Below are 13,219 nucleotides of genomic sequence, written 5' to 3'. Positions count from 1 at the left end.
CATACTCACGAAGAGTCCCGCGCTCGGGCGGGTATGAAACTACTTTCTCAGCATTGCCCGGAATCACCATGGGAGCAAGACGGGCAGAGCAGGGGGTTGGGGAAGACCGCCTGGCGGCGTGGGAATACGGTGCCGGCCGAGATTTAGTTTGGGCGGGAGTCACATTCCTGGGTCGCCATCTCGTCTTGAGGGCAGGATGATCAAACGGGAGAGGATGGTGTGCTCGACCTGCCCATTCAGGACACCGACCTGTTCAACGCATTCCGGCCTCGTCTCAAGGGCCTGGCCTACAAGATGCTCGGTTCGATCGCGGATGCCGAGGATGTCCTCCAGGACGCGTTCATTCGCTGGCTGCAGGCTGATCGCAGCCTCGTCCGGGAGCCTGAAGCGTATCTCAGGCAGGTGGTGACCCGCCTGTGCCTGGACGAGCTGAAATCGGCGCGGGCACGGCGGGAGGCCTATGTCGGCTCCTGGCTGCCGGAGCCCCTGCTCCAGGAGGAGCCCTCTGAGGACATCATCTTGCCGCTTCTGCTGGTGCTGGAACGCTTGTCCCCATCCGAGCGAGCCGCATTCCTGCTGCATGACGTCTTTGGGGTCGCCTTTGACGAGATTGCGCTGACGATCGGCCGGGATGCCGCGGCCTGCCGGCAGATGGCGCGGCGAGCCCGCCTTCGTATCCGGGCGGAAAGGCCTCGGCTTCCTCCGCAGGGTACCAGGGGGCAGGAAATTGCTGCCGCTTTCTTCACCGCCTCGCGCACCGGCGACATCGACGGGCTTCGAGCCCTGCTCGCTCGGGATGTGATGATCCAGGCGGATGGAGGCGGCAAGGTTGCCGCTCCTCCGCACCCGATCATGGGCATCGAAGCCGCATTGAAGCTGATGGCTGCCTTGGCAAGGCTGTTCTCCGCCCAGATGTCGCAACTCCTGCGCTATGCCAGTGTCAATGGCTTGCCGGGGTTCGTCACGCTCGAACGGGGATGCGAACTCCAGACCACGGCCTTGGATGTCCGGGGAGATCGGATTGCTGCGGTCTATGTCTGTCGCAATCCGGAAAAACTCGGTCACCTCGTGATCGACCGCACCGCCGCGAACCAGATCCGGCCTGCATCGAAAGGGACCCGCCAGTGACAAAAGCCACCATTGCCATCGTCTATCACAGCGGCTACGGCCATACCGCCCGCCAGGCGCTCGCCGTCGAACAGGGGGCGACACAGCTGCCCGACGTCACCACGCTGCTGCTGACGGCGCAGGAAGCGCCGGAGCATTGGCACAGGCTGGCATTGGTCGAGGCGATCATCTTCGGGGCGCCCACCTATGTCGGCGGGCCATCCGCCGTGTTCAAGGCCTTTCAGGAAGCCAGTTCGAATGCGGTGATGTCGAAAGGCCTCGGCTGGAAGAACAAGATCGCGGCGGGTTTCACCAATTCGGGCTCACGGTCGGGCGACAAGCTCGCAACCCTGATGCAGATGGCCCTGTTTGCCGCCCAGCACGGCATGCATTGGGTCAATCTGGCCCTGCCGCCGGGCAACTGCTCCTCGACGGGCAGGGAAAGCGACCTCAATCGGTTCGGCTTCTTCCTCGGCGCTGCCGCCCAGTCCAACACCGATGAGGGGCCGGAGGTGGCACCGCCCGAAGCGGACCTCGCCACCGCACGGCATCTTGGCCGGCGCGTTGCCGAGACGACCCTGCAATTCGTGCGGGGTTGCAATCCCGGTTGAGGCGGGTGCCAGGCTCAGGCCGTCGCCTTGTGCGCCTCGCTCGGCCCGATCCACCAGGATGGCTTGTCGAGCGCCAGGGCAAGGCCCTCGGCCGCCAGGGCTTCACCGGCAGCCAGCCCCTCTTCCACCCGGTCGAGCCGAAGCAGAGCCAGCCCTCTGATGCCGGTTGAGGAGCCGAGCGTGCCTGCAGGCCGGTCGCCGATGCGGATTTCGGTGCCGGCGGCCGGCAGCGGGGCGCTGGCCGTTACCGGTACGATGCGGGTGCGCGCGGTACCGCGATGCTGCATGCGGCTGACGACTTCCTGGCCAACGAAGCAGCCCTTCTTGAAGTCGACCCCGGCGAGCATGTCCATCAGCACTTCATGGGGAAAGGCATCGCCGAAACGAAAATCCTTGCCGCCTTCAGGAATGCCGAGCTCGATGCGGCGGTGGTGATAGGCAGAGGCCGTATCGCCCGCCATGGCGGCGACAGGCGCGAGGATACGGAGCCCGAGTTCGAGGCGCCTGGGATCCGGGAAGGCGAGTGCGCCTTCGATATCGACACTTTCGGGAGGCAAGGCGGCGTAGACGCTCCAGGCCGGTGACAGGATCTCGACCGAGACCTTGGCGCGCAGCCGATAGAAACCGAGCCGCTTGGCAAAGTCCGCCGCCAGCGCGGCATCCGTATCGAGATAGAGCCCGTCCTGGCCGATCGTCGCCAGGAAATCGAACAAGATCTTGCCCTGCGGCGTGAGCAAGGCTCCCCATCGTCCCTGGCCGGGCTCGAGATGGGCGATGTCGCAGGTGACGAGATTGGCGAACCAGGATCGCGCATCCTCTCCGCTGAGGCGTAGCACGGCGCGGTCGGGCAGATAGATCATGGCAAGGCAGTCCCGTTTCAGCCTCTCCTATATGGCAATCCCTGTGCGCGGCGTGAAGAGGCGACGGATTGGCGGTTGAAAGCTGGCGCTCTCTGGGAGAAAAGCGCAGGGTTTCAGCTTCGTCATCGAGGAGAGCGCCATGCACCAGACCTTCGACCGCATCTTCCGCAATGGCGAAATCGTCAACCAGGACGGCCGGCATGGCGGCGACGTCGGGGTGAAGGACGGGCGCATAGCGGCGCTGGGCGATCTGTCGCAGGCCAGCGCCGGCGAGGTGATCGATTGCACGGGACTCACCATCCTGCCGGGCGTGATCGACAGCCAGGTGCATTTCCGTGAGCCGGGGCCGACGCACAAGGAAGACCTCGAATCAGGTTCGCGGGCGGCGGTGATGGGCGGCGTCACCGCCGTGTTCGAAATGCCGAACACCGATCCGCTCACCACCTCGCCGGAGGCTTTGGCCGACAAGGTCCGCCGCGGCACGCATCGCATGCATTGCGACTTCGCCTTCTGGGTTGGCGGCACCCGTGAGAATGCCCCTGACGTTGCGGAACTGGAGCGCCTGCCGGGCGCAGCCGGCATCAAGGTGTTCATGGGCTCTTCCACCGGTTCGCTCCTGGTCGAGGACGACGAGGGCGTGCGCGAGATCCTCAAGCGTACGCGCCGGCGCGCCGCCTTCCATTCGGAGGACGAATATCGCCTGCGCGAGAGGCGTGACCTGCGCGTCGAGGGGGATGCCTCCTCCCATCCGGTCTGGCGCGATGTCGAGGCCGCGCTCAACTGCACGCGGCGGCTCGTCGCCATCGCCGAGGAGACCGGCGCGCCCATCCATGTCCTGCATATCTCGACGGCGGACGAGATTCCTTTCCTCGGCGCGCATAAGCGCCTGGTGACCTGCGAGGCCACGCCCCACCATCTCACTTTGGCCGGCCCGGAGGCCTATGAGAAGCTGGGCACGCTGGTGCAGATGAACCCGCCGGTGCGCGACGCCGGCCATCGCGACGGCATCTGGCAGGGCATCCGCCAAGGCATCGTCGACGTGCTCGGCTCGGACCATGCGCCCCATACGCTGGAGGAAAAGGCCAAGTCCTATCCCGATTCGCCCTCCGGCATGACCGGCGTGCAGACGCTGGTGCCGGTGATGCTCGACCACGTGAACCAGGGCCGGCTGTCGCTGGAGCGTTTCGTCGACCTGACCAGCCATGGCCCGTGCCGGATCTTCGGCATGGCCGGCAAGGGCCGCATCGCGGTGGGCTATGACGCCGACCTCACCATCGTCGACCTCAAGCGCAAGGAAACCATCCGCAACGAGTGGATCGCCTCCAAATGCGGCTGGACGCCCTATGACGGCGTCGAGGTCACCGGCTGGCCGGTCGGCACCATCGTGCGCGGCGCGAGGGTGATGTGGGAGGGCTCGCTGGACGAACATTCGCGTGGCGAGGCCGCACGCTTCTGGACGGCGTGAGACTGGGAGCGCGGACTTCCAATCCGCTCTTTCTCTCATCCAGGCGCAGCAGTTCCAGGAGTGGACAGGATGTCCGCGCTCCATTCTACCGCCTGCTGGCGTGCGCCGTGCCAAAGATCCAGGCCAGGGCAATGCCGGCGATGAAGCCGATGCCGTGCGCGGTGAAACTGATCTGAGGCAGTGAAAGGTCGATCGCCGCCTGGATCAGCAGCACGATGACGATCAGGCTGAGATTGTGCCGGTCGGCGATATGGCGCGTCGCCAGGAAGTCGGAGAGGCGACGCAGGGCGATGGCCCCGATCAGGGCGAAGATGGCGCCGGAAGCCCCGACCAGGACATCGGGCTGGGTCAGGCCGGCTTCGGTGAGGGCGAGCACCCCGGCCATGGAGACCAGGCCGCCGATCAGATAGACGAGGCCCATGCGCAGGCTTCCGACCGTCGCCTCGACCATGCGGCCGAGCAGGAAGAGCCCGATCATGTTGCTGATCAGATGTTCGGGGCCGGCATGCAGGAACATGGCGCTGAGCAGGCGCCACCATTCATGATCCCGGACCACCGCGTCGGGCCATAACCCTCCGAGCCGGAACAGGTTTTCGGCATCGGTGGTGTCGCCATGCCACAGCTCGACGCCGAAGAAGGCACAATTGGCCAAGATCAGCAGATAGGTCACCGGGGCGGCGCGCCAGCCCGTTCGGCGCAAGGGGGCGTTGCGCCGGATATGCATCTCCAAATCGTCGAGGAAGGCGGTCGCCTGCGGCGAGAGTTGGCCTTCGGCCTGGCTCGCCGGCTTGTCCAGGCGAGCGATCAACGCCTCATGCTGGGCGGGTGTCAGCGAGGCGGAGGCGAAGCCGCGCAGCAGGGGCTCGGCGAGTTCGCCCCGTGCCGCCGCCTGGAGGGCGGTCGCCTGCCAGAAGGCCTTCACGGAGACCGGCATGGCATGGAACGAGGCCAGCATCGAATCCGTGGCCTGGACGCGTCCGCAGAAGGCGAGGAGCATCAGGGTCGACAATTGCCCGGCGCCCAGCAGGCCGCGATAACGCATGGCTGTCGCCACCATGGCTTCCAGCTGGCCGGTCTCCCCGAGGGCCCGAATCGGGAAGGCGACCGCATCTGCGCCTGCCGGCACGGGGTTTCGGGCAAGGTATTCGACGATGCCCTGCCAGTTCTGGCGCTGCCGCAGCAATTGCAGGTCGAGGATCACTTCCTGATCCGGCTTGCCGGTCTGGCGCAGCGCTTCGAGGGCCCCGATCCGTTCCTCGCGCGTCGATTCGGAAAGAGCCTTGAACAGATTGGCCGTGAAGCGGATTTGGCTGGTGGGCTGGACAAGGCTGGCCAGGCGGGCGAGCAGGGCGGCGCGTTCGTTGCGGCCGGCCAGCAATTCGCGATTGGCCCGGTTCAGCAAGGGTCCCGGCGCAATGATCGCCAGCAAGGCGAGAGCCGCCAGGAAACCGTAATAGTCAGGCAGAAACCTGTATCCGGCGACTGCGACGGCGATCACGACCGCGTGCCCCATAAGATAGATCGCGATGCCTGGAAAGCGGTAGGTCCGGGTGACGAACACCTGGGCGATGGCCACGGCGGACAGGGAACCGGCGGAGAGCGCGAGGAAGGTCTGCAAATCCATGGGCCGCTTTTGCCGGAAGCGCGCCTGAGCCGCAACCTGTCGCTTTCCCGCGCCTTATGCACGGTTGGGTCATGCGGCTTGCATGGCTTTTTCTTTCAATGCGGCAAGGTTCGGCGCTATAGAGGGGGAAATCGAGAGCGTTTTGCGATTTGGCGGAGTCGCCCAGAATCGCAAAGACGCGTCGAACCAAAGAGTTAGAGCAAACAAGCGTTTCCATCTAGACGCGTTTTGCTCTCGAGATCTGACAGGTTGATAATGGCCGACAAGCCGTCCGACATCGCAACGCTCAGCTTCGAGAAGGCGCTTGCCGAGCTCGAGCAAATCGTGCGCAGCCTCGAAGGCGGCAATGTGCCGCTGGAGGAATCGATCACGCTGTTCGCGCGTGGCGAGCAGCTCAAGGCTCATTGCGACAAGCTTTTGAAGGTCGCGGAGGCCAAGGTCGACAAGATCCGGCTCGATGCCGAGGGCAAGCCCGCCGGGCTCGAGCCTCTCCCTGAAGCCTGATATTCGACAGCCTCGAAGGCGCCCAGCGCTCCACCAGAACGGCCGTCATCACAAAGGCGCGTCGGAACAAAGAGTTAGAGCAAAATGATGTTTCCACTTATGCGTGCTTTGCTCTAGTCTCCCCGGGTGAACAATTTGGCAAACACCTCCGCAACCCCGCTGCTCGACACTATCCATCTGCCGGCCGATCTGCGCCGCCTGCCCGAGGACAAGCTCCAGCAGGTGGCCGACGAACTGCGGCGGGAGACCATTGACGCCGTTTCGGTGACGGGCGGCCATCTCGGTGCCGGCCTCGGCGTGGTCGAGCTCACCGTGGCCATTCATGCGGTGTTCAATACCCCGGACGATCGGCTGATCTGGGATGTCGGCCACCAGGCCTATCCGCACAAGATCCTCACCGGGCGGCGCGACCGCATCCGCACCCTGCGCCAGCCGGATGGCCTCAGCGGTTTCACCAAGCGGAGCGAGAGCGAATACGACCCATTCGGCGCCGCGCATTCCTCGACCTCGATCTCGGCCGGCCTCGGCATGGCGGCGGCGCGCGATCTCGACGGCCGCGACAACAACGTGATCTGCGTGATCGGCGACGGCTCGATGTCGGCCGGCATGGCCTATGAGGCGATGAACAATGCCGGGGCTCTCGGCTCGCGCCTCGTCGTCATCCTCAACGACAACGACATGTCGATCGCTCCGCCCGTGGGCGCGATGTCGGCCTATCTGGCCCGGCTGGTTTCCGGCGGCACCTACAAGAATTTGCGCGATTTCGGCAAGATGCTGGCCAAGAAGCTGCCGAAATTCTTCTACGACAAGGCCAAGCGAACCGAGGAATATGCCCGCGGTTTCTGGACCGGCGGCACGCTGTTCGAGGAGCTCGGTTTCTACTATATCGGCCCGATCGACGGGCATAATCTCGACCACCTCCTGCCGGTGCTCAAGAATGTGCGTGACCAGGCCGATGGGCCTGTGCTCATCCATGTCGTCACCCAGAAGGGCAAGGGCTACGGCCCGGCCGAGAACGCGCCCGATAAATATCACGGCGTGGTGAAGTTCGATGTCATCACCGGCGCGCAGGTGAAGGCCAAGGCCAATGCGCCTTCCTATACCCGCATCTTCGCCGAAAGCCTGATCAAGGAAGCCCGCAAGGACGACAAGGTGGTGGCGATCACGGCGGCCATGCCGTCCGGCACCGGGCTGGACCTGTTCGAGCAGGCCTTCCCGCAACGGCTTTACGATGTCGGCATCGCCGAGCAGCATGCCGTCACCTTCGCGGCGGGCTTGGCGAGTGAAGGCTACAAGCCGTTCTGCGCCATCTATTCGACCTTCTTGCAGCGCGGCTACGATCAGGTCGTCCACGACGTTGCCATCCAGAACCTGCCCGTGCGCTTCCCGATCGATCGAGCCGGTCTCGTCGGGGCGGATGGCGCCACCCACGCCGGTTCCTTCGACGTCGCCTTTCTCGGCTGCCTGCCCAACATGGTGGTGATGGCGGCCGCCGACGAAGCCGAGCTGGTGCATATGGTCGCAACCGCGGCCGCCTATGACGGCGGTCCGATCGCCTTCCGCTACCCGCGCGGCGAGGGGGTCGGCGTCGAGATGCCCGAAGCTGGCGTGCCCCTGCCGATCGGCAAGGGACGCGTCCTGCGCGAGGGCAGCAACATCGCCTTGCTCTCCTTCGGCACGCGCCTGGCCGAGTGCCTGAAGGCTGCCGAGGACCTGGCGGCGCTCGGCCTGTCGGCGACCGTTGCGGATGCCCGCTTTGCCAAGCCGCTCGACGAGGAACTGGTCCTCAGGCTCGCTCGCGAGCACGAGGTGCTGCTGACCGTCGAGGAAGGCTCCGTAGGAGGCTTCGGCAGTTTCGTGGCCCAGTGCCTCGCCGAGGCGGGCACTTTCGACAACGGCCTGAAATTCCGCTCCCTGGTGCTGCCCGACATCTTCCTCGACCAGGACAAGCCGGAGGCGATGTATGCCCAGGCCGGGCTCGATGCCGCCGGCATCGTCACCAAGGTTCTGTCGGTGCTCGGGCGCGATGTCGTGACCGGCGCCAAGCGGGCCTGATGCGCAAGCGTGCGGACGTGCTGCTGGTCGAGCGCGGTCATTTCGACAGCCGCGCCAAGGCACAGGCGGCGATCTCCGCCGGCCTTGTGACGGCCAATGGCAAGCCCGTGCGCAAGGCGTCGGAAAGCCTTGAAGCAGAAGCCGCGATCGAGGCGCAGCCGGCCTTTCCCTTCGTGTCGCGCGGCGGGCTCAAGCTCGAACATGCGCTCGATACATTCTCGGTGCCGGTGGAGGGGCGCGTGGCGCTCGATATCGGGGCTTCCACCGGGGGCTTCAGTGACGTGTTGCTGCGGCGCGGGGTGGTACGGGTCTATGCCGTCGATGTCGGTCACGATCAGCTTCATGCCAGCCTGCGCGGGAATGACAGGCTGATCTCGCTCGAAGGGCAGGATGCGCGCAAGCTCGACCGCAGCCTGGTGCCTGACCCGATCGATCTCGTCGTTGCCGATGTCAGTTTCATCTCACTGGCGCTGGTGCTGCCGGCGGCTCTCGCACTTGCCGCACCGGGCGCGGATCTCGCCGTTCTGGTCAAGCCGCAGTTCGAGGCAGGTCGCGAACGGGTCGGCAAGGGTGGCGTGGTCAAGGACGAGGCCGTGCATGTCGAGGTCTGCGAGCGTATCGCCGGCCTCGTCTCGTCGCTTGGCTGGAAGGTGAATGGGGTCGTGCCGTCTCCCATCGAAGGCGGGGATGGCAATAAGGAGTTTCTGCTGTCTGCCCATAGGGTTAGTGTAGCCGAGCTCATGGATTGAATCAGGGGGCTTGCGCGCCTGGATTGAGATTTTGATTCATCTCTTTCAGGTGTCGCTTGATGAAGTTGAGATCGTGAATCAGCACGTTGAGACATCGCTGGAACTCAAGATCGAAAGGCTGGGGCATCGTGGTGACGGCATTGCGCCGGGCCCGGTCTTCGTGCCCTATGCCTTGCCGGGCGAGACGGTCCTGGCCGAGGTGGCCGGGGAGCGGGGGCGGCTGATCGCCTTGCAAGAACCGAGCCCGGATCGGATCGACCCCTTCTGCCCCCATTTCAGCCATTGTGGCGGCTGCGCCATCCAGCATTTGTCGCTTTCCACCTATCAGGCCTGGAAGCGTGGCCTGGCGGTCGAGGCGCTGAGGCAGGCTGGCATCGAGGTGCCGGTCGAGCCGCTCGTCAATGCCCATGGCCGAGGTCGGCGCCGGGCAACCCTGCATGCCCGCAAGGGCAAGGTCGGCTTTGCCGAGGCCCGCTCGCATGCGATCGTCGAACTCGACGCCTGCCCGATCCTGGTGCCGGAACTGAATCGCGGCCTGGAGGCGGCGCGTGCGCTGGAGAAGCAATTGCGCGGTCTCGGCAAGCCGCTCGATCTGGTGCTGTCAGCCACGATCACCGGCCTCGACTGCGACATTCGTGGCGCCGGACGCATCGACGACAAGATGCGTTTGAGGCTCGGCGACCTCGCCCAGCAGTTCGATCTAGCCCGGCTTTCCAACCATGGCGACGTGGTGATCGAGCGCCGGGCGCCGGTGGTGCGGTTCGGGGCCGTGGAGGTTTCACCACCGCCGGGTGCCTTTCTGCAGGCTACGGCCGAGGCGGACATCGCTCTGACGAGCCTGGTGCGCGAGGGCTTGTCCGGCGCCAAGCGCATCGCCGATCTCTTCTCCGGCTGCGGCACCTTCGCCCTGGCGCTGGCGGATGCCATGCACGTGCAGGCCTTCGATTCGGACAAGCCGGCCATCGGGGCTCTCGACCGTGCCGCCCGGCGGGCCCAGGGCCTGAAGCCTGTCAGCGCCACCGTGCGCGATCTCTTCCATCGTCCCTTGCTGGCCGAGGAACTCAAGCCCTTCGATGCCGTGGTCTTCGATCCGCCGCGCGCCGGTGCGGAGGCGCAGGCCAAGCGCCTTGCCGCCGCCAAGCTGCGTCGTATCGTGGGGGTCTCCTGCAACCCGACGACCTTCGCCCGCGATGCCGCGCTTTTGATTGCCGGCGGCTATCGGCTCGCCAAGGTGACGCCGGTCGATCAGTTCCGTCACTCGGGGCATGTCGAACTGGTCGGCGTGTTCGAGCGAAGATGAAGGTGTGCCGGTCTTCAGACCGGCATTTTTCGAACGGTCGAGGACATGCCGGTCTGAAGACCGGCACACCACATACCGCCTGTCATCCCTTGCGTTTCCCTTGGCCTCTCCCTTACCAAGGGAGTGCTTCAATCGCCTGCGGATGAAATGCCATGACTTTAGTCTCGCCTCTTCCCACTGCCCTCATCGTCATGGGCGTTTCCGGTGCCGGCAAGAGCAGCATCGGCGAGCGGCTTGGGTTGCGACTTGGCTGGACCTTCCGCGATGGTGATTCCTTTCATCCGCCGGCCAATGTCGCCAAGATGCATGCAGGCATTCCGCTGACGGACGAGGACCGCTGGCCCTGGCTCGCGGCCATCGCCGCCTGGATCGCCGAGCTGAGAGGGGTGGGGCAGCATGGCGTGGTTGCCTGCTCGGCGCTCAAGCGCGCCTATCGCAATGCCCTGCGGGATGGGTATGCGGATGTCCGCTTCGTCTTTCTCGAAGGCAGTGCCGAAGTGATCGCGGCCCGGTTGGCCAAGCGCAAGGATCATTTCATGCCGCCGAGCCTGCTTGCCAGCCAGTTCGCCACGCTGGAACCACCGGGTGCCGACGAGGCGCCGATCAGTGTTTCAATCGAGGCGGAACCCGACACGATCGTCGCCAACGCGCTCCACCAGCTTGCCCGCTAAAGCGTTTTGCGATTTCTTGGGATCACTCAGAATCGCAAAGACGCGTTGAAACAACGAGTTAGAGCAAGGCAGTGGTTATACATAAACGCGCTTTGCTCTAGGATAAAGCGCGTTCAAGTGTGACCGTGCCTCGTTCTGACTCCTCATTTTGGCGCGTCTTTGTGATTCCAGCTGCGTTCACCCATCGCACAACGCCTTAGCCAGGATACTCCTTCCATGTCCGCTCAGCTTTCTCCCGAACTCCTTGCCCGCTTCGCCGCCCTGGTCGGAGAGCGCTACGCCATTGCCGATGCGGATGCCCAGCAGCCCTTCCTGAAGGAATGGCGCGACCGCTATCACGGCAAGACGCCGCTGGTGCTGCTGCCTGGTACGGTCGAGGAGGTCGCCGCCATCCTCAGGCTTGCCGACGAGACGGATACGCCGATCGTGCCGCAAGGCGGCAATACCGGCCTGGTCGGCGGCCAGGTTCCGCACGCGGAAGGCAATGAGCTGCTGGTTTCACTCAGGCGGCTGGACAAGGTTCGTGCCGTCGATCCCGACAGCAACACCATCGACGTCGAAGCCGGCGTGACGCTGCAGCGGGTGCAGGAGGCGGCGGAGGCGGCCGGGCGTTTCTTCCCGCTCACTTTGCCATCGGAGGGGAGCTGCACCATCGGCGGCAATATCGGCACCAATGCCGGTGGCACCGGCGTGATCGCCTATGGCAATACGCGCGACCTGGTGATGGGCCTGGAGGTCGTGCTGCCGGGCGGGCGGATCTGGCATGGCATGCGCCATCTGCGCAAGGACAACACCGGCTATGATCTGAAGAACCTTTTCGTCGGGGCCGAGGGCACGCTCGGTATCGTCACCGCGGCGGTGCTGAAGCTGTTCCCCAAGCCGCGCTCCGTCGGCACGGCCTTCATCGGCGTCGACAATCCGGCCGCGGCGTTGGCGCTCCTCAACGTCGCCCGGGAGAACGGCGGCGGCACCGTGACGGCGTTCGAACTGATGCCGCGCATCGGCATCGATTTCGTCATCCGCCACGTCGCCGATGCGCGCGATCCCATCGAGGGCAACTATCCCTGGTATGTGCTGCTGGAAGTGTCCAACTCCGCCGAGGGCGGCGTGAACGAGGCGCTGGAGGCGATGCTGATGACGGCCTATGAGCAGGGCTACGCCCGCGATGCCGTGATCGCCGCCTCGCTCGAACAGGCCGCCGATTTCTGGCGTCTGCGCGAATTGCTGTCGGAAAGCCAGCGCTTCGAGGGTGGCTCGATCAAGCATGATGTGTCAGTGCCGATTCGGCTGGTGCCGGCTTTCCTCGACAAGGCCATCGCTGCCGTGGAGGCCTTCATTCCGGGCGCACGTCCGTTGCCCTTCGGCCATCTCGGCGATGGCAACATCCACTTCAACGTTTCGCAGCCCGTGGGCGGTGACAAGCAGGCCTTCCTGGACAAGTGGGAAAAGACCAACGAGATCGTCCACGGCATCGTCGCCGAGTTCCACGGTTCCATCTCGGCCGAGCACGGCATCGGCCAAGCCAAGCGCAAGTTGCTGCCCGGGGTCAAGGATCCGGTGGAGCTGGAGATGATGCGTGCCATCAAGGCGACGCTCGATCCTAAGGGCATCATGAATCCCGGCAAGGTACTCTGATGCGCAGGGCAGGCTGACGTGAGGGCCATGATCGTCGTCGGCCATCCCGCGCCGGCGAGCTTCAATCACGCCCTGGCCGAAACCGTAAGAAGCGCCTGGCAGGAGGCTGGCTGCGCGGTCTCCTATCACGACCTGTCCGCCGAGGGCTTCGACCCGCTGCTGACCGTCGAGGAGGCTCGCGGCCGTCCGAGCCGGGATGCCCTTGTGCAGGCCCATATCGCCGAGCTGCAGTCGTGTGATCTCATGGCGGTCATCCATCCCAATTGCTGGGGCGCGCCGCCTGCGATCATGAAGGGCTGGATCGACCGGGTATTCGCGCCGGGCGCCGCCTATGGCTTTGCCAAGGGGGATGATCGGGGTGACGTGCCGCAGGGCCTCCTGCGGGCGCGCGCCGCGCTGGTGCTCAACACCGGCAATACACCTTTGGACCGTGAGCAGGCCGTTTTCGGCGATCCGCTCGATCGCATGTGGCGGGAAGGTATTTTGCGCTATTGTGGCGTCCATCACGTCCGGCGTGCGCTCTATGGCGTGGTCGCCACCAGCACTGCGGCCGATCGGGCCGGCTGGCTCGCGGATGCGAAGGTCTTGGCGCTGCAGATGCGGGATCTCGCCGCGGAGGTATGATCGGGAAGAGGACG

At 65.1% G+C, this 13,219-nt stretch carries 12 protein-coding genes; 10 read left to right on the top strand and 2 right to left on the bottom strand.

Annotated features, from left to right (window positions below; genetic code table 11):
- The first annotated feature begins 219 nt into the window (after nucleotides 1-219).
- Both sigJ and U1R88_RS25335 read left to right on the top strand, forming a co-directional pair.
- On the top strand, nucleotides 220-1,128 hold the full coding sequence (gene sigJ / locus U1R88_RS25340) for an RNA polymerase sigma factor SigJ (protein ID WP_322433746.1): 909 nt from the start codon (nucleotides 220-222) through the stop codon (nucleotides 1,126-1,128).
- Nucleotides 1,125-1,718, top strand: a complete 594-nt coding sequence (locus U1R88_RS25335) for a flavodoxin family protein (RefSeq protein ID WP_068284673.1) — start codon at nucleotides 1,125-1,127, stop codon at nucleotides 1,716-1,718. The genes sigJ and U1R88_RS25335 overlap by 4 nt, the downstream gene beginning before the upstream one ends.
- Nucleotides 1,719-1,732: 14 nt before the next feature.
- On the opposite strand, the gene ygfZ is transcribed toward U1R88_RS25335, so the two are convergent.
- On the bottom strand, nucleotides 1,733-2,578 hold the full coding sequence (gene ygfZ / locus U1R88_RS25330) for a CAF17-like 4Fe-4S cluster assembly/insertion protein YgfZ (RefSeq protein ID WP_322433745.1): 846 nt from the start codon (nucleotides 2,576-2,578) through the stop codon (nucleotides 1,733-1,735).
- A gap of 139 nt (nucleotides 2,579-2,717) precedes the next feature.
- Here ygfZ and U1R88_RS25325 point away from each other — a divergent pair, with 139 nt between their 5' ends.
- Nucleotides 2,718-4,043, top strand: coding sequence for a dihydroorotase (locus U1R88_RS25325; protein ID WP_322433744.1), 1,326 nt, complete (start codon nucleotides 2,718-2,720; stop codon nucleotides 4,041-4,043).
- 85 nt (nucleotides 4,044-4,128) lie between these two features.
- On the opposite strand, the gene U1R88_RS25320 is transcribed toward U1R88_RS25325, so the two are convergent.
- The gene (locus U1R88_RS25320; protein WP_322433743.1) at nucleotides 4,129-5,667 is read right to left on the bottom strand and encodes a rhomboid family intramembrane serine protease; all 1,539 of its coding nucleotides are present in this window, start codon (nucleotides 5,665-5,667) and stop codon (nucleotides 4,129-4,131) included.
- Between the two features lie 255 nt (nucleotides 5,668-5,922).
- On the opposite strand from U1R88_RS25320, the gene U1R88_RS25315 reads away from it, so the two are divergent.
- The 7 genes from U1R88_RS25315 to U1R88_RS25285 all read left to right on the top strand — a co-directional run bounded on the left by U1R88_RS25315 (nucleotide 5,923) and on the right by U1R88_RS25285 (nucleotide 13,205).
- Entirely contained in the window at nucleotides 5,923-6,171 is a 249-nt protein-coding gene (locus tag U1R88_RS25315) for an exodeoxyribonuclease VII small subunit (RefSeq protein WP_322433742.1), read from the top strand.
- A 135-nt stretch (nucleotides 6,172-6,306) separates the two neighbouring features.
- A complete protein-coding gene (dxs, locus tag U1R88_RS25310) occupies nucleotides 6,307-8,226 on the top strand; it encodes a 1-deoxy-D-xylulose-5-phosphate synthase (protein WP_322433741.1) in 1,920 nt (639 codons plus the stop codon).
- Nucleotides 8,226-8,975 (top strand): TlyA family RNA methyltransferase, encoded by a 750-nt coding sequence (locus U1R88_RS25305; RefSeq protein ID WP_322433740.1) that lies wholly within the window; start codon nucleotides 8,226-8,228, stop codon nucleotides 8,973-8,975. The genes dxs and U1R88_RS25305 overlap by 1 nt, the downstream gene beginning before the upstream one ends.
- 73 nt (nucleotides 8,976-9,048) lie before the next feature.
- Nucleotides 9,049-10,275 (top strand): class I SAM-dependent RNA methyltransferase, encoded by a 1,227-nt coding sequence (locus U1R88_RS25300; RefSeq protein WP_322433739.1) that lies wholly within the window; start codon nucleotides 9,049-9,051, stop codon nucleotides 10,273-10,275.
- A gap of 152 nt (nucleotides 10,276-10,427) precedes the next feature.
- Nucleotides 10,428-10,946, top strand: coding sequence for a gluconokinase (locus U1R88_RS25295; RefSeq protein WP_322433738.1), 519 nt, complete (start codon nucleotides 10,428-10,430; stop codon nucleotides 10,944-10,946).
- 216 nt (nucleotides 10,947-11,162) lie between these two features.
- Entirely contained in the window at nucleotides 11,163-12,581 is a 1,419-nt protein-coding gene (locus U1R88_RS25290) for an FAD-binding oxidoreductase (RefSeq protein ID WP_322433737.1), read from the top strand.
- Between the two features lie 27 nt (nucleotides 12,582-12,608).
- Nucleotides 12,609-13,205: an NAD(P)H-dependent oxidoreductase gene (locus U1R88_RS25285; RefSeq protein WP_322433781.1), complete on the top strand. Its 597-nt coding sequence runs from the start codon at nucleotides 12,609-12,611 to the stop codon at nucleotides 13,203-13,205.
- Nucleotides 13,206-13,219: the final 14 nt, after the last annotated feature.

The sequence above is a fragment of the Labrys sedimenti genome, from assembly GCF_034424805.1.
GTDB lineage: Bacteria > Pseudomonadota > Alphaproteobacteria > Rhizobiales > Labraceae > Labrys > Labrys sedimenti.
The sequence above is the reverse complement of the archived record's forward strand: the minus strand, read 5'-3'. Positions and strand labels throughout refer to the sequence as shown.

What these genes read in the sequence shown, in the direction of transcription:
- ygfZ (WP_322433745.1), bottom strand. Translation starts at nt 2,578, where the DNA reads ATGATCTATCTGCCCGACCGCGCCGTGCTACGCCTCAGCGGAGAGGAT.
- U1R88_RS25325 (WP_322433744.1), top strand. Translation starts at nt 2,718, where the DNA reads ATGCACCAGACCTTCGACCGCATCTTCCGCAATGGCGAAATCGTCAAC.
- U1R88_RS25320 (WP_322433743.1), bottom strand. Translation starts at nt 5,667, where the DNA reads ATGGATTTGCAGACCTTCCTCGCGCTCTCCGCCGGTTCCCTGTCCGCC.
- U1R88_RS25315 (WP_322433742.1), top strand. Translation starts at nt 5,923, where the DNA reads ATGGCCGACAAGCCGTCCGACATCGCAACGCTCAGCTTCGAGAAGGCG.
- U1R88_RS25305 (WP_322433740.1), top strand. Translation starts at nt 8,226, where the DNA reads ATGCGCAAGCGTGCGGACGTGCTGCTGGTCGAGCGCGGTCATTTCGAC.
- U1R88_RS25295 (WP_322433738.1), top strand. Translation starts at nt 10,428, where the DNA reads ATGACTTTAGTCTCGCCTCTTCCCACTGCCCTCATCGTCATGGGCGTT.
- U1R88_RS25290 (WP_322433737.1), top strand. Translation starts at nt 11,163, where the DNA reads ATGTCCGCTCAGCTTTCTCCCGAACTCCTTGCCCGCTTCGCCGCCCTG.
- U1R88_RS25285 (WP_322433781.1), top strand. Translation starts at nt 12,609, where the DNA reads ATGATCGTCGTCGGCCATCCCGCGCCGGCGAGCTTCAATCACGCCCTG.